The organism is Flavobacterium sp., from assembly GCF_047602195.1.
Lineage (GTDB): Bacteria > Bacteroidota > Bacteroidia > Flavobacteriales > Flavobacteriaceae > Flavobacterium.
Genome location: NZ_JASGHW010000004.1, coordinates 2,283,266 through 2,308,712 on the forward strand (window position 1 = coordinate 2,283,266; position 25,447 = coordinate 2,308,712).

General features: G+C 50.1%; 11 protein-coding genes. 7 read left to right on the forward strand and 4 right to left on the reverse strand.

The genetic code is table 11. The features are described from left to right. The first annotated feature begins 7 nt into the window (after positions 1-7). Together QM717_RS16350 and QM717_RS16355 are read left to right on the forward strand one after the other, a co-directional pair. Entirely contained in the window at positions 8-1,486 is a 1,479-nt protein-coding gene (locus QM717_RS16350; RefSeq protein WP_415039075.1) for a hypothetical protein, read from the forward strand. 53 nt (positions 1,487-1,539) lie between these two features. Next, positions 1,540-2,541, forward strand: a complete 1,002-nt coding sequence (locus tag QM717_RS16355) for an LLM class flavin-dependent oxidoreductase (protein ID WP_415039077.1) — start codon at positions 1,540-1,542, stop codon at positions 2,539-2,541. Between the two features lie 68 nt (positions 2,542-2,609). On the opposite strand, the gene QM717_RS16360 is transcribed toward QM717_RS16355, so the two are convergent. Continuing rightward, on the reverse strand, positions 2,610-3,308 hold the full coding sequence (locus tag QM717_RS16360) for a Bax inhibitor-1 family protein (RefSeq protein ID WP_415039079.1): 699 nt from the start codon (positions 3,306-3,308) through the stop codon (positions 2,610-2,612). Between the two features lie 299 nt (positions 3,309-3,607). On the opposite strand from QM717_RS16360, the gene QM717_RS16365 reads away from it, so the two are divergent. Next, positions 3,608-5,983, forward strand: coding sequence for a T9SS type B sorting domain-containing protein (locus QM717_RS16365; protein ID WP_415039081.1), 2,376 nt, complete (start codon positions 3,608-3,610; stop codon positions 5,981-5,983). Positions 5,984-6,016: 33 nt separating this feature from the next. On the opposite strand, the gene QM717_RS16370 is transcribed toward QM717_RS16365, so the two are convergent. After that, positions 6,017-7,564, reverse strand: a complete 1,548-nt coding sequence (locus QM717_RS16370) for a T9SS type A sorting domain-containing protein (protein ID WP_415039083.1) — start codon at positions 7,562-7,564, stop codon at positions 6,017-6,019. Between the two features lie 128 nt (positions 7,565-7,692). Between QM717_RS16370 and QM717_RS16375 the strand changes: the two genes are divergently transcribed. Continuing rightward, positions 7,693-8,289 carry an outer membrane beta-barrel protein gene (locus tag QM717_RS16375; protein ID WP_415039085.1) on the forward strand — a complete coding sequence of 199 codons (597 nt, stop codon included), beginning with the start codon at positions 7,693-7,695 and terminating at the stop codon, positions 8,287-8,289. Here QM717_RS16375 and ligD read toward each other — a convergent pair. Together ligD and QM717_RS16385 are read right to left on the reverse strand one after the other, a co-directional pair. After that, the gene (gene ligD / locus QM717_RS16380) at positions 8,286-10,916 is read right to left on the reverse strand and encodes a DNA ligase D (RefSeq protein ID WP_415039086.1); all 2,631 of its coding nucleotides are present in this window, start codon (positions 10,914-10,916) and stop codon (positions 8,286-8,288) included. The genes QM717_RS16375 and ligD overlap by 4 nt on opposite strands. Positions 10,917-10,919: 3 nt before the next feature. Further along, positions 10,920-11,705 carry a Ku protein gene (locus QM717_RS16385; RefSeq protein ID WP_415039088.1) on the reverse strand — a complete coding sequence of 262 codons (786 nt, stop codon included), beginning with the start codon at positions 11,703-11,705 and terminating at the stop codon, positions 10,920-10,922. 384 nt (positions 11,706-12,089) lie between these two features. On the opposite strand from QM717_RS16385, the gene QM717_RS16390 reads away from it, so the two are divergent. The 3 genes from QM717_RS16390 to QM717_RS16400 all read left to right on the forward strand — a co-directional run bounded on the left by QM717_RS16390 (position 12,090) and on the right by QM717_RS16400 (position 25,444). Then, positions 12,090-12,476 carry a response regulator gene (locus QM717_RS16390; protein WP_415039090.1) on the forward strand — a complete coding sequence of 129 codons (387 nt, stop codon included), beginning with the start codon at positions 12,090-12,092 and terminating at the stop codon, positions 12,474-12,476. Then, a complete protein-coding gene (locus tag QM717_RS16395; RefSeq protein WP_415039091.1) occupies positions 12,476-16,648 on the forward strand; it encodes an ATP-binding protein in 4,173 nt (1,390 codons plus the stop codon). The genes QM717_RS16390 and QM717_RS16395 overlap by 1 nt, the downstream gene beginning before the upstream one ends. A gap of 252 nt (positions 16,649-16,900) precedes the next feature. Beyond that, the gene (locus tag QM717_RS16400) at positions 16,901-25,444 is read left to right on the forward strand and encodes a GEVED domain-containing protein (RefSeq protein ID WP_415039092.1); all 8,544 of its coding nucleotides are present in this window, start codon (positions 16,901-16,903) and stop codon (positions 25,442-25,444) included. Positions 25,445-25,447: the final 3 nt, after the last annotated feature.

Genomic DNA, 25,447 nt, shown 5'->3' on the forward strand with positions numbered 1-25,447 from the left:
AGACGGGATGTGGGGCAAAAAGGCAGCTTTTTTTTGGCTTGGAATTTTCGTGTTTGCATTGGCCCAGCCGTTGAATGCTGATAACCGTCCGGTAAGCAAAAGGCAATGTCTTTGCGAGAAAACAATTCGGGAGCCATTGTCAGTTGAGCATTCGGTAGCCCGCATTCTATACAATCACGAAGGGAAGGGAGGGATAGATTATATTGAGAAATTGGAGCAGCGACACCGGATGTGCCTGAAATGGGAAGAGATTGAAATCCCTTTTCTTGTTATAACGGTCGTTATCATTATTGTATTTTGGATACGGATCAACAAGATCAAAGCCAATAATCAATCACCCGAGAACGCAGCACTTTTTCGACCGATGAACATCAAAAAGGAATGGATGCACATGCTGATCTACCCAGGTGTGCTTGGTGCCTTTCTCGAGCAATTAATGTCTACTTTTTCGCCTTTTGTGGCCAATATTGTTGAAGTATGGTCCAGGCACGGATGGGAAGGTTTCAGTTGGCTTGTGAAATTGGTGGTATTTGAAGAACATTTTTTACTCGGTTTTATTTTTGTGTGCTATTTCAGCATAGACTTTTTGTTCAGTTATTTAGCCTCAACAACCGAATCGTATGACTATTTTGACCTCGCTGCCGATACGATAATTTCCTTCCTGCTTTTCATTGGCTTCATTTCATTAAATATTACAGATTACAATAATGACAAACTCGGTGTCATTAATTTTCTGGGATTGCTGTATTCTGCAATTACGGTATCTATTGTCTTGATGATTTTCGAACTGCGTAAAATATTCCTTTTCTACAGATTTCGCAAAAATATTGAATTCAAAAACTGGTATGTCTATTACAGGATTTTGCTTGTCGGATCTTCATTGGCATTCATCTTCTTAGGTTGGACTTTGTGGTATTACAATTCAATCGGTACTCAAGAGCATAAAATAAAATACTTGGCTAGGGAACAATATCCGCTCCGATTTCATTTTTGCTTTATGTGCACATGGGTAATTTACACCTTTTGTATGTTGAAGTACAGACGGGCTTTGGGTTTCCAGAATGAAGTCGAAGCCTCTAGGCTGGCGTCAGAACATGAAGCAGATTTCTTTGTAAGAATAGGTGAAAAGGTCAAGGGCTGGCTTGTGACAATAGACCCAGAAGCCAAATTAATGGCTAAATTTTTATATTCGGCAGTCAACCAGTTATTGAAACAGCTACTTTATATAATTGCCAGACTGGCAAAAAGAGCATTGCGAAAAAGCAAGCTGAAAAATACATTGGCCGAACTGGATACCAAAGTAGAAGATGCTAAAAATAAGATCAAAGATATTGATACTGAATATGAACGCAAGCAAAAAGACTTCAAAAAGGCGAAAGAGGCGTTTGATGATATTGAGAGTAAATACAATAATTTGAATGCCTTCATTTTAGAAATTTTACCAGAAAAACCAATCCAGTCATCGATTAAAACTATTTCAAATTGAAGGATTCTAGGTCGTGACCATCGTAATTTTGCAACTAGCAAAAATTACCTCAAATGAACCTCCTCCAAAATATCCCTTTGTCCGTACTCGACCTGGCCATGGTGCCACAGGACAAAACCCCAAAAGACGCTTTCGGCCATAGCGTTTCGTTGGCCCAACACACTGAAAAATTAGGCTTTAACCGTTATTGGTTGGCCGAACACCACAACATGGAAGGCGTTGCTTCCACGGCGACGGTGGTTTTGATTGCGCACATTGCCTCGCAAACCCAAACCCTGCGCGTCGGGTCGGGTGGCATCATGTTGCCCAACCATGCGCCGCTCATCGTGGCCGAACAATTCGGGACACTGGCTACCTTGTTTCCCGGTCGGATCGATATGGGGCTTGGGCGCGCGCCGGGAACCGACCAATTGACCGCCAATGCATTGCGCCGGGACATGGCTGCGGTCATGGATTTCGAAGGCAATGTCAAGGAGTTGCAGCAATTTCTTTCGGCTGAAAACAAAACGAGCGCCGTGCGTGCCATTCCGGGCGAAGGACTCGATATCCCGATCTGGATTCTAGGTTCGAGCACCGACAGTGCTTATATCGCGGCTTCACTCGGACTGCCGTATGCGTTTGCGAGCCATTTTGCACCGGCGCAACTTTTTGATGCGATTGCGATTTACCGCAAAAACTTCAGGCCATCGGCGCAGTTGCAGGTTCCTTATGTCATGCCCTGCGTCAATGTCATTGCGGCTGATTCGGATGCCGAGGCGGCAAAATTGGCCACTTCGTTCAAGAAACTGTTTCTGGGGATCCTTACAGGTAAACGCCAGAAACTGGGGCCGCCCGTTAATCCCGATGAGAATTTCATGGACCCGTTGGAAGAAGCGGCCTTACAGCAAATGATCCGATTCTCCTTTGTGGGTGGTCCCGAAAAAGTCGCGATGGAACTGCAGCGTTTCCTCGATGTGACCGGTGCGGACGAATTGATGGTCACAAGCCCGGTCTATGATCATGCGGCAAGGTTGCGTTCCTATGAGTTATTGAAAGGCTTACAGCAAAAAAAATAACACCGCCAAAGTTGAAAACAAAGAAAGCCGGACTCTAATCCGGCTTTCTTGATTATTGTTTTTGAAGATTAGTTTCTTCGGCTCATCAAAATTCTGAGGATGTACCAGAACAGCAGCATCACCGAGGCGAACAATTGAAGCGCCGCGCCCACATATTGCTCGGTTCCGTAATTGTCCTTGATCTGGCTGGTTTGGTACAGGATGCTGCCCGAAGCCAGCACAACCATGCCCACCGAAAACCAGAGTCCGAGATTGAAACCAAAAATGGCACCGGCTGCAATAAGGCCGAGGGAAATGAAACCACCTACGATCAAGGCCGTCCTAAGGAAAGAAAAATCGGTCCGGGTCAGGAAAACCACCGCCGTGAGTCCGGCAAACATCGCCAAAGTCAGCAAAGCGGCCTGCAGCAATATTTCTGCACCAGTGTAAGAAGCTGCGATGTAAATCATCGGAAGGAAAATAATCGCCTCCAAAATCACATACAATCCAAGCCCGAGGTATTGTTGGTTGCGCGAAGGGGCGAACGACATTTTGGTCGAAATCACGCTGCCGAGCCAGAACAACCCGATGATGAACAACCACATGAATTTTCCGTCAAACATCGCCGCGATCCATTCAACGGGAACAGTTTGTATCATAATCGTTTCCACCACGATAAATGCCAATAAAGCCAAGGCCACGTGCAGATAGGTTTTTTTGTAAAAGCCAGCTTTCTCGACATCTGTGGCGTTGGCGACCAGCGTTTGTTGGATTTGTTCGAATTCCATAAGGTACAATTTTAAGGTTGGCGAAAAGTAATCATTTTTTTTAATTGAACGGTTTTTTGCCGGATGATTTTTTAAGTTCAGAAATGTTTGTTTTTTGTTGATAATTCAAGCGAAACTGTAACATTTCCAGAACATTAAAGCCGATGAACGACTTTTTGGACAATTCTATCGAATAAGCCAAAAAATTGATTTGGGTCTGCCTTTTTTTTTAGATACTTGCATCAGTTTTCATAAACAGATTAGAAATGCCACGTCAATCTGCGCCAGTAAAGGGGCTTTTTAGCCCCTTTAAATCTATATTGCCCAATAATATCATAATCGCCATAAACCTGATTTTACTCTTAGCTGCCGGGAATGCCAGTTCCCAGGCAGTTTCATCTTGTGAGAATTCAGATTTTGAGGCGGGAAATTTCAACGGTTGGAAAGGGGAGACCGGAACTTGTTGCCCAGTCGTGACGGCGCCTTCGGGAATCGTCCCGGGCCGGCATACGATCATGTCGGGAAACGGTACCGACCCCAACACCTGCGATAATGTGCACGTTGTTGCACCGGGCGGACTGTATTCGGCGCGTGTTGGGAACGCGCAAATTGGGGCCGAGGCCGAAAAACTGACGTATTCGATCACCGTTTCGCCATCGAGTGCCTTGTTCATCTACAAATATGCGGTAGTGTTGGAAGATCCCGGGCACCCGGCCATCGAACAGCCGCGTTTCCAGATCCGTGTGGTCGATGCCATGGGGCAATTGATCGATCCGGTCTGCGGGGAATACACCGTTGTGGCCAGCAGCAGTCTTCCCGGATTCCACAATTGCAACGGGATCGTCTACAAAGACTGGACGACGGTCGGCCTTGATCTCAGCGCTTATATGGGACAAACCTTATCGATCGAATTCGTCACGGGCGATTGTACGCCGGGCGGTCATTTCGGCTATGCCTATGTCGATGCCTATTGTTCGCCATTGCAAATCAGCTCGACCTATTGTTCGGGTTCGCTCCATGCATTATTGACGGCGCCGATCGGTTTTGAATACCTGTGGAATACGGGCGAAACCACCCAATCGATCAATGTGAACAACCCGGTAGGCGGACAAACTTATACCTGCCAGTTGCGGTCGGTGACCGGTTGCATCGTCAATATTTCTACCGTTTTGAGTATCGCCGATCCGATCGCCGATTTTGCCATTGCGAATACCTGTTACGACAATGCCCAGTTTTCGAATACTTCGGTTGCGCCACCGCATACGGTTTTGGATACTTTTATGTGGGATTTTGGCGATGGCACCACATCAACCGAAGAAAACCCCAGGCACACTTTCCCGTCGGTAGGAACCTACAACGTGAGTTTTAGCATTTCCAATGGTATCGGGTGTGCGAGTATCGTGAACCATAATGTTACGGTGTTTCCTGCACCAACGGCAGCGATTTCGTATCCGCAAAGCCCGTATTGTACAGCGATCCTTTCCGCCGTTCCGGTAATTTTAACCGGAACCAATGATTATCTGGGCGGAACATTCAGCTCGACTGTAGGTTTGGCCATCAATCCCACAACCGGGGCCATCCTGCCGCGCAGCAGTTTGCCGGGGACGTATACGGTAACCTATGCGATTCCGACCACGGCCGACAATTGCACCGTCCCGGCAGTCACGACTACGGTGACGATTACGGCGGTGCCGATGGCTGACATCCGTTACCCGGATGCAGCTTATTGCAAAGACATCACCTCGGTGCCCGCTTTGTTGACAGGTACCAATGCGTATTTTGGCGGTGTTTATAACGCGCCATTCGGATTGGCTATCGATGGGGTTACAGGGACAATCGATCCTTCCAAAAGTGCGGCGGGAACCTATACGGTGACTTATGCGACGCCTGCCTCGGCCGGATGCGATTCGGTGAAGGCGACCACCACAATCACCATCAATGCATTGCCAGACCCGCAACTGGCTGACGGTTATATTTGCGTCGATGCGGAAGGAAATACGTTTTGGAATTACACTTTGGAAACCGGGCTCAATGCTTCCGATTACAGTTTCGAATGGTACAGGGATACCGCGCGTATGGCTTCGGAAACCGGGAATGCCTATGAGGCGGATCAAATCGGGACTTATTCGGTGGTCGCCACCAATATCCATACCGGTTGCCGGTCGCCCGAAGTTTCTGCGGAGGTCCGGCAGGCATTCACGCCCGATAATTTCATCGCGTACCTGGGCAACGATTTCAGCGACAATCCATCGCTGACATTGATTGTGCAGGGCGGGACGGGGCCGTACCTGTTCAGCATCGACAACGGGCCGTTTGAATACGGCAATGTCTACACGAACCTGAGTCCGGGAACTCATACGATTAAAGTCACCGATGCCAACCAGTGCACCGACCTGGCCAAGGAAATCCTGATTCTCGATTACCCCAAATTCTTTACGCCCAACAACGACGGCTACCACGACACGTGGAATATTTTCAGGCTCAGCAACCAGCCCAACGCACGCATTTACATCTACGACCGTTATGGCAAACTGCTCAAGCAGATCAGTCCGGCCGAGCAAGGCTGGGATGGAAGCTACAACGGAAAGCCGATGCCGTCCGAGGATTACTGGTTCAGTGTCGATTACCAGGAAATGGACCTGCACGGCTTGCCCGAATGGCGCAAATACAAATCGCACTTTTCGATCAAGCGATAAAAAAAGCCTCCGGTATCAGGAGGCTTTCTTCAATCAGTTCTTGACGAACTTGATCGTCCGGGACTGATTGAGCTTAATTAAGTAGGTGCCCTTCGGAAGCGATGCCACCGAAACAGGATGTGTGGTATTGATTTCGAAATCCGATACGTTTTGTCCGAGTACATTGAAAATACTGCCGGCAAACGTTTGGGCCGTGTTCGAAATGTAAAGGTAATCCGAAGCCGGATTGGGGTAAAGGACTAGCTGCTGCAATTCTTGTTCGGCAGTCGAAAAAGTATTCATCGTCATTTTGGCCAGGAACGGCCAATTCTGGAATTGCGCCACCTCATGCTGGATGCCGTCGAAAGAAGCGGTGCCGTTGGACATACCGGCCAGGAAAATATCGCCTTGTGCATTGACCGAAACGGCATCGAAACGATCGTTTGAGGCTCCGCCAGCGGTTTTGGCCAACAACAAATCGCCCTGTGGATTGTATTTCAAAACAATCGCTTCGTTGCTGAATCCGTTGCTTATGGTGGTCATCTCGGTATTCCAATTGATCGTGCCGCGCATCGAACCCGCGAAATAAATATTGCCATCGGCATCTCCCGAAAGAAATCGTCGGTTTCCGGTATTGATATAACCGCTGCCGGGCACTTCGCGCACCCATTGAAAAATTCCGGAAGCATTGAGTTTGGTGATGAAAATATCCGAGAACATGGTCTGCGGGCCTTCGGTCGGGATGCCGTCGAAGCTGTAGTTGTCAAACAGGTAGGAGCAGAAATACACCTCATCCGGGCTGTGTGCCACGACTTGCGGCTCCGGGCAGGTGATGTCTTCTACATAACGCACCCATTGGTAGGTCCCTTCTGCTGAATATTTGACGATAAACGTATTGTACAGCAGCGAAGGCGAAACGGTAACGCCGGCAAAGGTAGCGCCCGGGTCGGCACAGGAACCGGCGGCATAGATGTTTCCTTGGTTGTCGATGCTGATCGATTGCACGGAACGCGCATTGGCTTGCGTGATGGTCATTAGGGTATCGCCGTCAGGGGATAACTTTTTGATGAAGGAATGCATAAAGTCGTAATAGCCAATATATACATTTCCAGTGGTATCAACGGTTGCAGTATGTGCGCGGCATTCGAACGAATCGTCGATCGTCATCTGTCTGTGCCAGAGCAACGCACCGCTGGCGTCGAATTTGAGAATGAGGTTCTGGATGCCTTGCTCGACGGTATCGATTGCCCAATCATCGACCGAGAAAAGATTGACGAATCCCGCCACGACAATGATGTTTCCCTCAAAATCGGAAACCATGTCGTACACCGTGACGTGTCCGGTAAAAGTCTTTGAAAACTGCAGGTTGCCCTGGTCATCGTATTTGTTGTAGAACACATCGCCAAAAATTTCGCTGTAGTTGAACGAATTTTCCTTGAAGCCAGAAAGATAGACATTCCCCGAAGGATCGTGCGCCGTCGCATAACCGATCATGTCCGGGTTGGAGCTAAAGGTAATCGGCGGAGTCTTGAGCCATTCGAATGTCTGCGCGTGCAGCGCGAATGCCAAGAGCAAAAAGAAAGTCAGTGTAATTTTTTTCATCATCAATGCGTTTGTTTTCAATGGTTTGTATTTGGAGATGACAGACTTTCAAAAAGGTTGCGGAAATCCTGCAATAGTTTTTAACAAAAAGTTTATTTTAGTCGGCCAAACCAAACAAACTGAATAACATGAACAAAATTCTCCTCATGGCGGCGCTTGCATTGTCGCTGCATACTTTTGCACAAGAACAACCGGTCAAACCCAAACGATTTGCCGTATATTTTGGGGTCAGCAATTCCTTTTTCTCCGAAAACAAACCGTTGGGGACGATGTCGTTCGATTCGGGGGTCAAGCCACATTTCGGGGTGCTTTACAACATCCCGCTCAACCATACCATCAGTTTCCGTCCCAAATTAGGGTATGCGCAGTTTGGGGAAAATATATCCCACCAATATGGCCCGTATCAAAACAGCTATTCCAACTTCGACATCCGTCTCAATTACATCAACGCTTCGCTCGATTTCAAATTCTGGAACCGCATTTATTTGCTCGTGGGCCCGCAAGTGGGCGTATTGGTCAACAATACCTGCAATTGCGATTTCGAGGCCAGCAAGAAAGCAGAAGTGGGCGTCAATCTGGGCGTAGGCTTTACCGTAAAGGATTGGTTTTTTGAACTCGGCGGATACAGCGGTTTGCAGCCGGTCATCGAATACGGCGATTATTGGGGCAATAACGAATTGTACAACGGACATTTCAAATTTACCGCAGGCTACCACATTTTCTAATCGCCGAGCTGCTGGAGGATTTGTTTCAGGTCGATCGCGTCCCTAAAGAAGTCTTTCCACAGGTCGCCTTTTTCTTCGAGTCGCTTCGGAAGCGTTTTGATGTTGAATTTTTTAAGATCGAGCTTGTCATTGACCTCATCCCACTGGAGCGGCGTACTCACGCCGGCACCTTCGCGTGGCCTGAGCGAATAAATACTCGCCATGGTTTTGCCTTTGCCGTTTTGCAGGAAATCGAGGTAGACCTTGCCTTTGCGTTTGTCGGGCATGCGCTCGAGGCTCGTGATTTTGGGCAGGTCGCGGTGCACCATCTGGCTCACTAAATGCGAAAATTCGCGGGTTTGGTCATAGGTGTATTTGGGCTCGACCGGAATGAACACATGTAGCCCGTTTCCGCCCGAAGTCTTGACATAAGCCGGAACTTTAAGCGAGTCCAGTATTTCTTTTAGTTTGATTGCGGTCGCTACGATATTCTTGATCGGTGCGCCTTTGGGATCCAGGTCAAAGATGATGTGATCCGGATGGTTGAGCGAGCCCACACGGCTGCTCCACGGATTGAGTTCGATGCAGCCGTAATTGGCCAGAAACAGTAAGGTCTCTTTGTCCTGGCACAGCAAATATTCGATCGATTCGGCTTTCGATCCCGATTTGATTTTGCGTGTCTTGATCCATTTCGGGACTGTACCGGCTACATTCTTTTGAAAAAATCCTTCGCTTTTGAGGCCGTCGGGGGTACGCCGCAGCGATTCCGGTCGGTCCTTGAGGTAGGGAAGGATGTAATCGGCAATGCGGTCGTAATAGGCAATGACGTCGCCCTTGGTGATCTTTTGGTTGGGAAAGTATATTTTGTCGGTGTTGGTAAAGGTGACACGCCCGAATCCATTTTCGTTTTCTGTTTTGCTTTTAGAATCTTTGGCCATTTTCTTTTTGGTTTGCGTTTTTCCGATGTCATTCGATTCAATCATCGGTTTTTCCAATTGCACTGCGGCTGATTTCTTGTCTTCGCGCAAACCCAAATACACCGGATGCCGCATGCTGCCCGATTCGGTGATTTCTGAAAATTTGACCTGTGCGATCATTTCCGGTTTCACCCAATGGACGTTTTTCTCTTTCGGAATCGTAGAAAACGGGCAGGTCTTGCGTTCGAGTTTGTCCAATTTCTGCCGCAATTCCTCGAGCATCGCTTCGGTATAGCCAGAGCCGACTTTGCCCGTATAAACCAAATCCTTTCCGTCGTAATAGCCGCACAACAAGGCGCCGATTCCCGTCCGGCTGCCGCTGGGTTCGGTAAAACCGCCGATGACCATTTCCTGTTGTTGCTGGGTTTTGATCTTGAGCCAGTCCTTCGATCGTTTGTCGGTGTGGTAGGTTGAATGGATTTTCTTGGCGATCAAACCTTCACCGCCTTTGTTCTCGATGGTTTTGAATAATTTAATGCCATGTTCCAAAATATGTTCGGAATAGACGATGTTCTTTTCTTTCGGTAAAACGGCCTTTAGGATTTTTTTTCTTTGGATCAATTCGAGTGCCCGCAAATCAAACCCTTGAAAATACAAAATATCGAAGACGTAAAACTTCAAGTTGCCGCGCTTCGGATTATCGTCCAAATGCTGCAACCACTGGAAATGACTTTTTCCTTTCGAATCCTCGACTACAATTTCGCCATCGAGAATCATGTCGCTATTAATTTCTTGAAGCGTTTGGACAATTTCTGGGTATTTCTGATTGAACGAAATGCCGTTGCGTGAGACCAATTCGACCATATTGTTTTTGATTTTGGCCAATGCACGATAGCCATCCCATTTGTTTTCAAAAAGCCATTCCGGATTGTCGAAAGGTTCATCTGTGAGTGTGGCCAATTGTGGTCGCCAACCCGAAGGGAATCTTTTGCGTTTTTTGGCTTCGGCCAAATCATCCGCGGAGAATTCATCGGATCCATTGGCGGAATGGTTTCTAAAAACGCGATTGGATTTGCTTTGGATCTGTTCGCCTTTGGGGGTTTCGGCTTTTGTATCCGAAGTTTTTACTTTTTGCAAGCGGTTGCTTTTCCATTCGTCGTTTCCTTTGGCAATCGCCTCGAAATCGCGCTTGGTCAGGATCGAGTACGGATTGTAGTCGATGTCGGTTCCCGAAAATTCATCCTTGTGTTTGATCAGCAGCCATTGGTTTTCGCCACGGCCATGCATTTCGACCAATGCCCAGGAACCTTTGAGTTTTTTGCCGTGCAATACAATCTTGATCGATCCCGCTTTGTGCTGTTTTTTCATCTCGGCGTTTTGCCTGCCCAATGCAATTTCGCCTTCGGGTTCATAAGTGCCGATGTCCCAGACCATGACGGTTCCGCCGCCGTATTCGCCTTTGGGAATCGTTCCTTCAAAATCGATGTAATCCATCGGGTGGTCCTCGACGTGCATCGCCAGACGCTTGTCGGAAGGATTGGCGGACGGACCTTTCGGAATCGCCCAACTCACCAAAACGCCACCAATCTCCAAACGGAAATCGTAGTGCAGGTGCGAGGCCGCATGTTTTTGCACTACAAAGCGCAATTGCCCTTTGGAGGTTTTTGGGATGCCTTTGGGTTCGGCGGTTTTCTTGAAATCCCGTTTCTGGTTGTACTTCGCTAATGTCATGGCTTAGTTTTTCATCGCTTGGAGGCTGGCCTTGAGTTGCTCGAGCAGATCGTCGCCCTTTTCCTTGGTTTTCGCTTTGCGGCGCTGGGCGGTAACCGGCAATTTCTTGGCGGGCTGCTTCGATTTTTTCTGGATGAGCTTGAGCAGTTCGTCTTTGTAGGTGTCTTTGTATTTCCCGGGTTCAAATTTATCGGTGAGCTGGTCGATGATCGTCAGCGCCATATCGAGCTCTTTCTTTTGGATCGTGACGCCTTTGGGCAACTTGATTTCGGAAGGATCGCGCAAATCCTGGTCGAACCGAATCTGGATCAGCAATATCGCATTGTCTTCTGCTTTTAAAATCCCCAAATGCTCGGATTGCCGCAGGATGAATTTGCACAAACCGACTTTTCCTGACTTTTTCAGGGCCGCACGCAACAACGAATAGGTTTTGGCGGCTGCCTTTTCGGGTTCGACCAGATAGGGTTTCTCGAGGTATTGCGACGGAATTTCGTCTTCCAAAACAAATTCGAAAATGTCGATCGTTTGGGTCTTTTCGGGCATGGCCTTGGCGATTTCATCTTTGTCCAGCACGATGTAATCGCCATTTTCCTTGCGGTATCCTTTGGCGATCTCGTCCCAGGGCACTTCCTTGCCGTCTTTCTTGCATACGCGCACGTATTCGATGGCGCAGTGGTCTTTCTTGCGGATCATGTCGAGATCGATGCGGTGGGTCATCGCGCCGCTGTACAACTTGACCGGGATGTTGACAAGCCCGAAGCTGATGCCGCCTTTCCAGAGTGCTTTCATAAGGTTGGTTTTTATCTGACAAATTTCGGGGCCGTTGGGTGTAAGTGGCTTATACGACTTTGGTTAAAGTTTATATTATTGCCCAAATGTGCTAATCATGTAACACACAGCGTGTAATTCTGTAAGGCTCACCGCGGCGTAAAAAGCGAAATTTGCCTTGAACTATAACTGATGCAGAATGAGTAATTATAACCCCATCAAAGGAATTGCCTCGAAAATACGGATAACGGGTAAGTTGTCTTTCTGGCGATTCAAATGGGTGCTTGCCGATTTTTTCAAACGCTGAGTTATCAACTGGCTTTTTTCAATAAAATGCTATTGGGAAAGGCCATTTTATTTGCACGCTATACCGACTGATAATGCCCAATTGCCACACCACATACTATGTCTACTCCAAAAAGATGTTTTTTTATTGACGATGATGAGGACGACAGGGATTTTTTTTGCACCGCCTTGCAAAACATCAATCCCGAAATCGAATGCCTATTTGCCAAAGACGGAACCGAAGCCATCGACCAGTTGGTCGCTTCGCCAGAAATGGTTCCCGACTATATTTTTATCGATATGAATATGCCGCTGATGGATGGCAAGCAATGCCTGGCCGCCATCCGCGAGATTGACCGGCTCGATCAGGTGCCGGTTTACCTGTATTCGACCTCGGGCGCCCCAAAGCTCATTGACGAGGTGCTCCAAATGGGAGCCAAGGAATTCCTGATCAAACCCACCAGCATGAACGCGCTCGAGCAATTGCTCAGACGAATAGTGATTTAATGATGCAAAAGAATACCCTGACCACAGAATTGTTTCTCGAGGGCGGCGGACTTATGGGGGCGCTGATCCGGGAAAAGGACTGGACCCAAACGCCTTTGGGACATCCTGCACTTTGGCCGCAAAGCCTCAAGACCTGTGTGCGGATCGTGCTCACTTCGCAGCAACCGATGTTCGTGTGGTGGGGACCGGAGCTGATCAATATCTACAACGACGCCTACATCTCGATCGTGGGCGGCAAACATCCCGAAGCCCTGGGACAGCCGGCTTCGGAAGTCTGGAAGGAAATCTGGCATGAGGCAGGCGCGAGGGCGTCGGTCGTGATGAATGAAAATACCGGGACTTATGATGAAGCCTTGTTGTTGCTCATGGAACGCAACGGTTACACCGAGGAAACCTATTATACTTTTTCGTACAGTCCGGTCCCGGGCGACGACGGCACGACGCAAGGCATCATTTGCGCCAACACCGACGATACGCAACGCATCATTGGCGAACGCCAGCTCCATACGCTCAAGGAACTTGCCAAGAACATCATCGACCTCAAGACCAACGATGAAATTTACAATCGTGCGCTGGAAGCCTTGCGTGAGAATCCGCAGGACTTTCCGTTTGTCGTATTGTATGAGGTCAGCGACGATGGAAAACAGCTTCGCCTGGTCAACAAAATTCCCGACCAAATGCCCGAACCGATGGCGCCGCTATCGATCGACATGGAAGACCGCGGCATGGAATTGTACGAACTCAAGCTGGCGTTGCAAACCGGAACCGTCCAGCAGGTCGACCACATCAGGAAGCGTTTTGGCGAATTGCCGTCTGGGTTTTGGCAGGATTCTCCCGATAAAGCCTTGTTGATTCCGATCACCCAAAGCAACCACGAATTTCCGTTTGCGATGATGTGCGTGGGCTTGAACCCGTACCGCTTGCCCGATGAAAAATACCTGAGTTTCTTTACCCTGGTCGCCGACCAGATTGCCACCGCGCTCACCAATGCCTATGCATTCAAGCAGGAGCGCAAGCGTGCGGAATCGCTGGCCGAAATCGACAAGGCCAAAACCATTTTCTTCAGCAACATCAGCCACGAATTCCGTACGCCGCTTACCTTGATGCTCGGGCCTTTGGAAGAAATGCTCAAGAACAACGATTCCTATTCGGCCACCGACAAAGAAAACATCAGCATCACGCACCGCAATGCCATGCGCCTGCTGCGTTTGGTCAATTCATTGCTCGATTTCAGCCGGATTGAGTCGGGTAGGATGCAGGCGCAGTTCCAGCCGGTCTGCCTGGCCGGGTTTACGGCCAATCTCGTGAGTTCATTCCGTTCGGTTACCGAAAATGCCGGATTGCAACTCGAAGTCGAAACCCATGTGCCATCGCCAGTTTATGTAGACAAAGACATGTGGGAGAAAATTGTGCTCAACCTCATGTCGAATGCCTTCAAATATACCCATCACGGTAAAATCGCCGTGTCGCTCACCGAAGCTGATGGCCAGGCTGTGCTCCAGGTCAAGGATACCGGTATCGGGATTCCCGAAAATGAAATGCCACGGCTCTTTGAGCGCTTCCATAGGGTCAAAAATGCCAATGGCCGCAGTTATGAAGGGACTGGAATCGGACTTTCGCTGGTCAAGGAACTCGTCAAGCTGCACCACGGGACGATCACGGCCGAGAGTGCTTTAGGACAAGGAACGACATTTACGGTAAGTATTCCGGTAGGGAAAGCCCATTTGTCCGAATCCGAAATCCAAAAGGAAACTGCCTTGCAGGAGGCGATCTTGCCCAATGTTTTTACCGAGGAAGCGCAGATCATGCTCAAATCAAAAACAAAGCGTTCCGCCGATCAAGAAAACCGAAAACCCAAAATATTGGTCGTTGATGACAATGCCGACATGCAGGAATACATCGGGAAATTACTCGAAAAAGACTACCGCGTCTCGATGGCCTCGAACGGCAAGGAAGCGCTTCAAAGCATCGCTGCTTCGGCACCTGACTTGGTGTTGAGCGACGTGATGATGCCGGTCATGGACGGAATCGAGATGCTTAAGATTCTAAAGAATGACCCGCAGACCAAACGCATTCCGGTGTTGTTGCTTTCGGCCAGGGCTGGAGAAGAATCGCGCATCGAGGGTTATGATTTGGGCGCCGATGATTATCTGGTCAAGCCGTTTTCGGCCAAGGAATTGTTTGCGCGCGTACAGTCGCAGATCCGTCTTTCGAAAAGCAGGAACCATATCGATACACAGTTGCACAGCCTTTTTCAGCAGGCACCGATTGCGATTTGCATTTTCCGCGGATCCGAATTTATCGTGGAAATGGCCAATGCGAAAATGCTCGAATTGTGGGGCAAAAGCGCAAGCCAGGTCATGAACAAACCCGTTTTCGAAGGCATGCCCGATGCCCAGGCACAAGGGTATGAACAATTGCTCGAAACCGTTTTTACCACGGGACAGACGTTTTCGGCCCAGGAACAATCGATCGAATTGGTGCGCAACGGCGTGCCCGAGAAGATATTCGTCAAATTTGTTTTCGAACCGTTGCACGATGAAGACGGCAGTATTTCGGGAATCATGGCGCTGGCTGATGAAATCACCGAACAGGTGGAGGTGCGCCGTCGCATCGAAGTCAGTGAAACGCGCCAGAAATTGGCCATAGAAGCTGCTGAAATGGGGCATTTCGAATGGGATATCGTCCAGTCGGAATTTATTTTTTCCGATCGCCTGGCGCACATGTTCGGCTATGAACCGGATGAAAATCCGAAACATCCCGATTTCAAGGAACGCATCCATCCAGATGACCGCCAATTGCGGCTGGAGGCGCACCAAAAAGCGCTTGAGACCGGTGTTTTGTTTTATGAGGCGCGTGTGATCTGGCGCGATGGTTCCGAACATTGGATCCGGTTCAACGGCAAGGTCATTTACGACGGCAACCATGAGCCGGCCAAGATGTACGGCACGACGCTCGACATCACCGAACACAAAATCCAGTCGCAGATACTCGAAGAAAAAGTCGAGCAGCGTACCCGTGTGCTACAGGTCAGGAACCGCGAACTGCGCGAAAGCGAGGAACGTTACCAAAGGATGACCGATGAAGTCCAGGATTATGTCATCATCATGCTTGACAAGGACGGCACGATCCTGAACTGGAACAAAGGCGCACAGAAGATAAAAGGGTATAATGAGCAGGAAATCCTGGGCAAGAATTTTAGGATTTTTTACCGCCAGGAAGACCTTGACTCCAAACTCCCGGACCGTTTGCTGCAGGAAGCCGTGGATACGGGCCGTGCCATGAACGAAGGGTATCGCGTTCGCAAGGACGGGACGACCTTTTGGGGCAGTGTGGCCATTACGGCCCTGCACGACAAGGACAACAACATCATTGGTTTTTCGAAGGTGACGCGCGACCTTACCGAACGCAAAATGGCCGAGGACAAAATGCAGAAATACAATTCCGAACTGGAATTCCAGAACAAGGAACTCGAGCAGTTCGCCTATGTGGCCTCGCACGATTTGCAGGAGCCGCTGCGCAAAATTCAGATGTTTACGGGGTTGCTCGAGCAGAACATCAACAATGAGGAAGCTGCACAGAAATACCTGTCGAAAATGAACCTTACCGCCGAACGCATGAGCGAGTTGATCAAGGCCGTGCTGAATTATAGCCGTCTTTCACGCAGCGACCAGCAGGTAGAGGTGGTCGATCTCAGCGCCATACTCGAAAATGTGCTGGTCGATTTTGAATTGCTGATCGAGGAGAAGCAGGCGGTGGTGCGTTACGAACCATTGCCGGTCGTCGAGGCCATTCCGTTGCAGATCAATCAATTGTTTTCGAATTTGATCGGCAACTCGCTCAAGTTTGCCGAATCGGCGCCAAAGATTACGATTACTTCAAGAATCCTTTCGCTGGCCCAGATTCCATTCGAATCGAACCTGTCGCCGGACAACCAGTACCTCGAAATGGTGTTCAGCGACGAAGGGATTGGTTTTGAGCAGAAATACTTGGGCAAGATCTTTACGATTTTCCAACGCCTCAACGACCGGATGAGTTATTCGGGAACCGGAATAGGTTTGGCGTTGTGCAAGAAAATCATCGAAAACCATTCGGGTTTCATTACGGCACAAAGCGAGCAGGGGAAAGGCGCTTCGTTTTTCATCTATTTGCCGTATCCCAAAAAATATTGATCGGATCCTGCGCTTTTGGATTTCCTAATATGGTGAAAAGCAAGGGAATAGTTTTTGGCTTTTGGTTCAAAAGCAACATTTTTCATTTTATGATTTGTAATAAAAATAGGTAATTTTTAAACTACGTCTAAACAATTAACACATTTCATCGAAAAAATACAGCACTTTAACGATTTGAATGAATTGTTAAAAAAAGCATAAAGGGAATTTGAGTAAATTGAGAGAGTATTATTAACTCAATTCAATTTATTTATGATCAAACACTCCTATTATTTGGGCTGTGGTAGGGATACCTGGCTCAAAAGAGAGGTCGACTGCCTATGTGACGCCCTGTTGCATACCGTCGGCAAAGCCCGAACGGGGCTTACGGGGTTGATGGTGCTGCTCTGTCTGTTGACAGGAATCGGCACGCAAGCCCAAGTATCAAGCTATACCTTTGCCGGTAGCAACGGGACTTATACCCCGATTACAGGCACCGTATGGCAGAGTGGCGCTACGGTAACCACCAATGCGCTCTCCTCTCAAATTCCACTGGGTTTTACCTTCCGGTACAACCACAAAAATTACACAAGCATTGTGATATCCAACAACGGATACATCGTGCTCGGCACTGATCTTCCTGCTGTCGGTGTAATTACCCCGATTTCACAAACCAGTAGCTCCGGTACGGCCACAAACAAGATGGATGGTACGATTTCAGGATTTGGATGCGACCTTGTTGCTTCGACCGGAACGCCTTCGATTCGTTATGGCGCTGATGGAAGTGATTTCGTGATCCAATACGCCGATATGGCCCGGACGGGGAATACGGCAGACCGAATCAATTTCCAGATCCGTCTGACGCAGTCCACCAATGTCATTACATTTGTTTATGGGACTTGTACGGCCACTACTGCCACAACGCCATTCCCTCAGGTAGGTTTGCGCGGTGCGAGCTTTTACGATTGGCGCAATCTCGCCGGAACGACTTCTGCCGCATGGACAACCCCGACGAGCCAGGCTACGGCGGGAACTGCGGCTTCTACTTCCACACTCCGGTTTACTTCGAATACGACCAACCCGGCGGCTCCGGTCTCGGGAAGGATTTTTACGTTTACCCCACCGGCTGCGGCATTGGGCGCTCCCACTTATGCGAGCATTCCAGCCACGGAGAATTTCAATACGACGCCTTGGCCCAACGGGAATGCCACTGCCGATTTGCCAAACACTGCCAACTGGCGGTCTTGGCCGGTTTACGGCGACCGCGCCTGGAGAAGGAACGATGTGGTCACCTCATCGGTAGGATGGTCTGACCCAACCTTTGGCGGTTATACGGTTGCGGCACCGGCTTCGGGCGGTACGGCACGTTGGCATACTTACGGTTGTACGGCCGGTTCTGTGGGTTATCTCGATTACCATGTCGATTTTTCTACCCCGGGATTGAAGCAATTGGCTTTCGATTACATCAACGTGGACGCCAATGCCACGCCTGACCAATTGAGGGTTTATATGTCTTCTGACGGCGGTGCTACTTTCGGCGCGGCCTTGGCTACTTATACGATTCAGGCAACCTGGGCGACCAAGACCATTATTCTGGGCGCTTCCACTTCGGCCACTACGGTTATCCGATTTGAAGGCGTAGGCGACTGGGGCGTGACCGACCTCGGGATCGACAATGTCGCGGTGACACTCAATACTTCACCGCCGGATTGTGCCGTGCTTTCTTCCCCTGCCGATTTGGCAACAGTCAACCGAAATGTGACCCTGTCCTGGGCGGCGGCAAACGGCGCGACGGGGTACGATCTGTATTTCGGGACATCGCCTTCACCGGCCTATTACGCAAGCACGACTACCGCTTTGACTTACAATTTCGCTCCGGCTTTGGCGGCGAACACCACTTATTATTGGAAAATCGTTGCCAAGAATCCGAATGGTGATGCCATTGGATGCTTGGAGCGTTCGTTTACGACCAATGCCAATATTGTATATTGTGTACCGACGAGTTCCTTTGGTTGTACCGATGGCGACGTAATCGCCCGGGTACAATTGAATACGCTCGATAACAATTCGGGTACCGGCTGTCCTAGTGCGGGTGCCGGTTATTCTGATTACACCAGCAATGGTGCATTGACTACCGAACTTCAGGCGGGTTCTGCCTATAGCTGTACCGTTTTTGCGGGACAATATTCGGAGGCTTACGCCGCATGGATCGATTACAACGATGACGGTTTCTTCGACAACGCGACCGAACGCATCGGCTACTCGCTGGGACTCGTAACGGGTAGTGGTGTAGCGGGCCAATTGGGTTCGTCGGCTTCTTTTCCTATTGCGATTGCTTGTAATCCACCAACAGGACCGCACCGTTTACGTGTAAGGGCAATGTATGATGTAGGCGGTGTTCAGGCGACTTCGGGTGCTCAGGTAACACCTTGTACGGTCAACCAATATGGTGAAATCGAGGATTACATCATCACCATTACCGAAGCGGCCGCTTGTCCGCAGCCATCGGCGCTCGGCGCTAGCAATGTAACGGCCACAAGTGCCGATTTGCATTGGACGATTGGTTGTGCGGAGACTTCTTGGGAAGTGGCCGTGCAATTGGCGGGTTCTGGGGTTCCGACTTCAGGAACAACTTGGGGTTCTACCACTTATCCGGCTTCAGGATTGACCGCTGGTGCAGTTTATGAATTCTATGTAAGAGCGAATTGTGGTTTGGTGGATGGCGTGAGCTTGTGGACCGGACCGTTTATTTTTACAGCTCCGGCTTGTTCTGCTTTGCTCAGTCCAACCAACGGGCAAACCAACGTTCCTGTGACTGTCGTGGCCGGTGTGCCGCAAATTTCACTCGACTGGGCACCATCTCCGGGTGCAACTTCTTATGATGTGTATTGGGGCACTGCGCCGGGCGTATTGACCAATTTGGGTACGATCGGTGGAGACCAGGTAAACATCACCAACGTCTTGACCGGTACTACCTATTACTGGAGCATCGTTCCAAAAAACAGTTTCGGAATGGCGACCGGTTGTGCCGAGTTCAGCTTTACCACCGAAGTACCTCCGGGAGACATCTGTACGACAGCCATCTCGCTCGATGCGTTGACTTCACCGGTGACCGGATCCACTTCTGGTTTGGCCGACAATATTTTGCCATCATGCGTGGCGCTGTCAGGCGGACCGGATGTCTTCTATACGATTACCGTTCCGGCGACTTATACGTTGACCATTGCCGATACGGCAGATGCCTATGATTCCGGACGTGCCTTGTATACAGGTGCTTGCGGTAGCCTTACCCAGGTGACCTGCGGCGATGATCCGAACACGGCACCGATGACTTATACCAATACTTCGGGTTCACCGATGACATTGTATTACGTGCAAGACGGCTATTCGACTGGTTCGGGTTCTTACAGCATTAGCTGGAGCTTGACACCGCCGCCAATCGTAGTGGACAGTTTCTCTCCTGAAAAAGGTTGTTCGGATACGGTCTTGAATTCGCAAGTAGTCCTCAGCGGTTCCAACTTTACCGGAGCCACCAGCGTACAACTCGGCGGTATTGAACAGGATTTCGTGATCGACAGCGATACACAAATCACCGTGACGCTTTCCGATAGCCCTGCAACCGGCTTGTTTACCGTGTACAGCGCGATTACTTCGGGTGCCAGCGCAACGGAGTTTGAGGTAAACGATCCGCCAACGGTGGCCGACATCACGGCGCCTGGTGGAGCAGACAGCGTTTGTTTGCCGGATACCATCACTTTGTCCAACATCACACCAACGGGAACCTGGAGTTCATCTGACCTCGATGTGGCTACCGTGAGTTCTTCGGGTGTGGTAACCCCGGTTATGGAGGGTAGTGTGTTGATTTCTTACACCGTGACCGACGGCGTGACCGGATGTACAACTGTAGTGACTTATGCCTTGCAGGTAAACGAACCGGTCGAAATCACTTCGAGTACGCCTACACAAACGACAACAATCGGTGGCAATACTTCCTTCTCGGTAGTGGCCACAGGTACCGGTACACCAAACCTGACTTACCAATGGCAAGTCAATACCGATGGGACTGGAGATACTTTCGTGGATGTGGTTGACGGCGGAATTTACGATGGGGCCAATGAGGCCACCTTGTCATTGACCGACGTGCCTGCGTCTTTCAATGACTACTTCTACCAGTGTGTGGTTACGGGTGCTTGTAACACGGTAATTTCTGACCTTGCCATCTTGGTGGTCGGGGAAACCGGAATCGTTGAGCAGCCTGTAAATGCTACTGTTTGTGATTCAGGAAGCGGCGAAGCCAGCTTTACTGTTGTCGCTTCTCCAGATGTGACTGTCTACCAATGGCAGGAAGACCAAGGAGGGGATAACTGGCAGAATCTTTCCAATGCGGGTGTTTATTCTGGTGTAGATTCGGCAACTTTATTGCTGTCTGGGGTTACGCCGAGCATGAGCGGCTGGAGATACAGGTGTAAAGTAACCGGCAACGGCATGGCTGAATCCAATGCAGCGACTTTGACTGTTGTACAATCGGTGGCGATCAATACCGATCCATCGGCGCAAACGGTTTGTTATTCAGGTGGTGCTTCGGTATTCAGCGTGGCCGCTACAGGAGGAATCGCTTCTTACCAATGGCAATTATCTACCAATGGTGGTGGAAGCTGGAATCCTGTTGTCAACGGAACACCAGTAGGGGCAACCTATTCAGGTGCCTTGTCTGCTAATTTGACGGTCAATACTACCGTGGCGACTCCGCCGGCAGGCAATTACCTGTACCGTGCAATGGTCAATGCAACGGCGCCTTGCGCGAGCATGCCTTCACAAGGTGCACAATTGCTCATCAACAACCCAACAGTGAGCGGACAGCCGACCAATGCTTCGGTTGTGGCGGGTAACAGCGCTTCGTTTACAGTGTCGACTGCTGCCAGTTCACCGGTTTACCAATGGCAATACGCAACGGCCGTGGGTGGACCATACAGCAACGTGGTCAATGGTACGCCGGCAGGGGTGACTTACACCAATGCGACTACCGCGAGCTTGACGGTAAGCACTTCAGGTGCGGCTGTGGCCAGCAATGCCCGTTATTACAGGGCGGTGGTTTCTTCACCGGTTGGCTGTTCGGTCAATTCGAACGGGGCACAATTGAGCATTGCCAATTTCTGTGCGCCAACCTATGCGGACGGAACCGTGGAAGGCGATTACATTTCGAATGTAACCATTCCAACGACCACGCTCAACAGCACTTCTACAGGTGCGGCAAGTCCTTATTATACTGTATTCCCCCAATCGGGAACTACAACGGCAACCTTGACCAAAGGAAGCGTCTATACGCTTTCGGTAAGGGGTGGAACATTCAGCAGTTGCTATATTTCAGCCTGGGCCGATTACAACAACGATGGTGTCTTTACGGCAGCAGAATACATCGGCGCTTCGCCAAATGCAGGAGCATCTACACAAGTCAATTTGACCACCAACTGGTTGATTCCAATAAGTGCCGCAACAGGAAACGTCCGTCTCAGACTTCGTTCCTCGGATACTTCTCCGGGCAATACATCAACCCAATTCTGTGGTGCGGGCAACTCATCTTGGGGAGAGGCCGAAGATTACATCTTGACTTTGGTACCGCCTCCGGGATGTACCGGTACGCCGACAGCGGGCACGATTGCATCGAACCTCGCCAATGTTTGTGTTTCTGGTTCGGCAACCTTAACCGCCACAGGTTATTCAACCGGTTTGGCAGGCATCAGCTTGCAGTGGCACAATTCAGGCGGACCGATCGCTTTGGCAACCAATCCAACGTACACAACGCCGGTATTGTCGGCTCCTGAAACTTATTTCTTGAGGGTAACTTGTGAAAATGGTGGCGGATTCAGCGATTCGAATTCGGTGACAATCGGTATAAACAATCCGGCAGTCGTTTCAACTACACCGGGAACGCGTTGCGGAACCGGTACAGTCGCATTGTCTGCTACTGCCGCTTCGGGCGACCTGAAATGGTATGATGCCGCTTCGGGTGGTACGGCCTTGTATACAGGTCCAAACTTTACCACGCCGATCATCAACGGAACCACTACGTATTATGTAGCCAATGTTTTGGGCGGCACCGATTTCAATCTCGGTACGGCTTCAGATCCGGCCATCAACCTTTCGGCCGCTATCGCCGGTTTCGGAATGTACTTTGCGTCGGTTTCTGAATCTACGATCAACAGTGTGAAGATCTACCCTTCGACTGCGGGAACCATGACCATTTCGTTGAGAAATACTGCAGGCACTACAGTTGACAGCAGAAACATTACCATCGCTGCGGGCGAAATCAGTACCACGGTATTGAAAACAGTACCGCTGGGCTTTACCGTTCCTGCCGGATCAACCGGTTGGTCATTGTTCTATGAGGTCATCGGATTGAACCGTGGGGCAGCGACTTATCCTTATCCTGCTTCATCAAACGGTTTCTCGATTACTGGAAACACCATCGATGGAAACAACCTCTCTCCAACAGGAACGAGGTATTATTTCTATGACTGGAATATCTCTGTAGGATGTACTTCTGCTAGAAGCGCGGTTGTTGCTACGGTAAATGCACCGCCTGCATTGACCATCAGCGGAAGCAGTACTGCAATCTGCGTTGGCCAATCGACAACAGTTCCGGTGACAGTTACGTCTACTGTAGCCGATTTTGATACTTATGTTTGGTCGCCTCCAGCAGGGGTGAGCGGTAATCCGACTTCAGGATATATTTTCAATCCTTCGATTACCACCGAGTATATTTTGACGGCTACGAACACTTCTACAGGATGTGCCAATGCGGTTCCTTATACCGTGACCGTGAATCCTTTGCCTGTGGCTATTGCCATCAGTCCTTCATCTGCAACATCTTGTACTTCAGACGCACCGGTGATGCTGACCGCTAGCCAGACTGGCGTTTCAGGAACTGCGGGCGGCTGTTTGACTGCGCCGAACGGACAATGGCCTTCGGGTACATTCGTACCAACATGCGGCGGACCGGCCGAAGTAATGGCAGCCAACTGTTTTGCCGGGGAATACTCGGTAGTAGCAGTGAACGCCAACACCCGATACACATTTACCTCTGCCTTGGCTGGCGATAAAGTAACGGTTAGCAACGCTGCCGGTACTACCGTCTTGGCTTCTGCTTTGGGAACGGTGGTTTGGGTATCTGATTCATCAGGCGAGGTGAGGGTTTACACCCATTTGACTTCTGTTTCTTGCGGATCCGATGCCGTAAACAGGGCACGTACAGTAGCCTGTGAAGAAGTGGCTCCGGTTACCTGGTCGCCAACAGCAGGATTGTTTACCGATGCTGCCGGATTGGTTCCTTATACAGGAACAGCTACAAATGTAGTGTACGCCAAACCAGCCTCGACCACGCCTTATATGGCAACGGCTACGAGTGCCGCTACTTGTACGACTTCAGCTTCGGTTACTGTAACGGTAGCCATTGCCACTCCTTGGTATGTGGATGCTGACGGTGACGGATACGGCGATTCTACTTTGCCAACCATCCTGGCATGTACACAACCATCTGGCCGTGCAGCCGTAGGCGGCGACTGTAACGACGCCGTTGCTGCGATCAACCCAGGCCATGCCGAGGTATTGTACAACGGAGTGGACGACAACTGCGACGGCAACCTCGACGAGGGCAACCAACTGGTGACCCAGTTATTGGCGGCCTCTTGCGGGGCGACCTTGACCTCTATCGGTTCACTGATCGGTATCCAGACGATCGCACCGGCCTCGACCATCACCAGATGGAGAATCCGTGCGACCAACGGAGCACAGGTACAGACCATAGAGACCAACGTGCCGCACTTCACCATGCCTCAGTTCCCATCGTATGCGTATGCGACCACGTATACCATCGCGATCGAACTGCAGCGCAACGGCGTGTGGCTGGGCTACTACGGCCCGAACTGTTTCGTGTCTACCCCAGCCATCCTCGAGGAAGGCGGAGCGGCGGCGGTATCTCCTTCGCAGTGTGGCATCACATTGCCTAAGATCAATACCTTGATCGCGACCACGAGCATCCAGGGCGTTACCGGATACCGTTTTCGCGTGACCAACCTGACCGACGTTTCTGGCCCTAACGCGGTGCAGACGATCGACCGTACGCAGAACTGGTTCAGCCTTCAGATGCTGACCCGTTACAACTACGGTACGACCTATCGCATCGAGGTGGCCGTGAAGACCACGGGAACCTATGGCGGATACGGATCTCCATGCGAGGTTTCCTCTCCAGCGGTGCCTTCACTGGTGAACTGTGGTGGTGTTGCGACTTCCGGAACACAGACCATTGCCGCCACGAGCGTATCGGGTGCTACCCAGTACCGCTTCCAGATCACCAGACAGTCAGACAACGCATCGACCACGATCGACAGAAGTACCAACTACTTCGTCTTCAATGCAGTTCCGTCTTCAGCCTTCACGGCCGGCGCACTGTATACCGTACGTGTTGCGGTGATGACTACCGGTACCTGGTCGCCGTTCGGTGATGCCTGCGAGATCACGGCCCCAGGCGGAACGGCCAAGGTGGCTGCGGGAACAGGACAGACCTCATCTGATCTGTTCAGGGCCCAGGCGATGCCGAACCCATTCACTGCCGACTTTGGCATCGATGTCACGACATCGAACAAGGGCAACGTGCAGTTGATGGTGTACGACATGCTCGGCAAGTTGATCGAGTCGAGGGAAGTCAAGCTCGAGGACCTGAGCGTGGAGAAAATCGGATCGAACTATCCATCGGGCGTGTACAATGTGATTGTGACGCAGGATAATGTCGTGAAGACGCTTCGCGTGATCAAGAGATAAAAT

Excerpts from the sequence above, each read along its gene's own strand:
- ligD (WP_415039086.1), bottom strand. The coding sequence starts at position 10,916 with ATGACATTAGCGAAGTACAACCAGAAACGGGATTTCAAGAAAACCGCC.
- QM717_RS16355 (WP_415039077.1), top strand. The coding sequence starts at position 1,540 with ATGAACCTCCTCCAAAATATCCCTTTGTCCGTACTCGACCTGGCCATG.
- QM717_RS16395 (WP_415039091.1), top strand. The coding sequence starts at position 12,476 with ATGATGCAAAAGAATACCCTGACCACAGAATTGTTTCTCGAGGGCGGC.
- QM717_RS16400 (WP_415039092.1), top strand. The coding sequence starts at position 16,901 with ATGATCAAACACTCCTATTATTTGGGCTGTGGTAGGGATACCTGGCTC.
- QM717_RS16370 (WP_415039083.1), bottom strand. The coding sequence starts at position 7,564 with ATGAAAAAAATTACACTGACTTTCTTTTTGCTCTTGGCATTCGCGCTG.
- QM717_RS16385 (WP_415039088.1), bottom strand. The coding sequence starts at position 11,705 with ATGAAAGCACTCTGGAAAGGCGGCATCAGCTTCGGGCTTGTCAACATC.
- QM717_RS16390 (WP_415039090.1), top strand. The coding sequence starts at position 12,090 with ATGTCTACTCCAAAAAGATGTTTTTTTATTGACGATGATGAGGACGAC.
- QM717_RS16375 (WP_415039085.1), top strand. The coding sequence starts at position 7,693 with ATGAACAAAATTCTCCTCATGGCGGCGCTTGCATTGTCGCTGCATACT.
- QM717_RS16360 (WP_415039079.1), bottom strand. The coding sequence starts at position 3,308 with ATGGAATTCGAACAAATCCAACAAACGCTGGTCGCCAACGCCACAGAT.
- QM717_RS16350 (WP_415039075.1), top strand. The coding sequence starts at position 8 with ATGTGGGGCAAAAAGGCAGCTTTTTTTTGGCTTGGAATTTTCGTGTTT.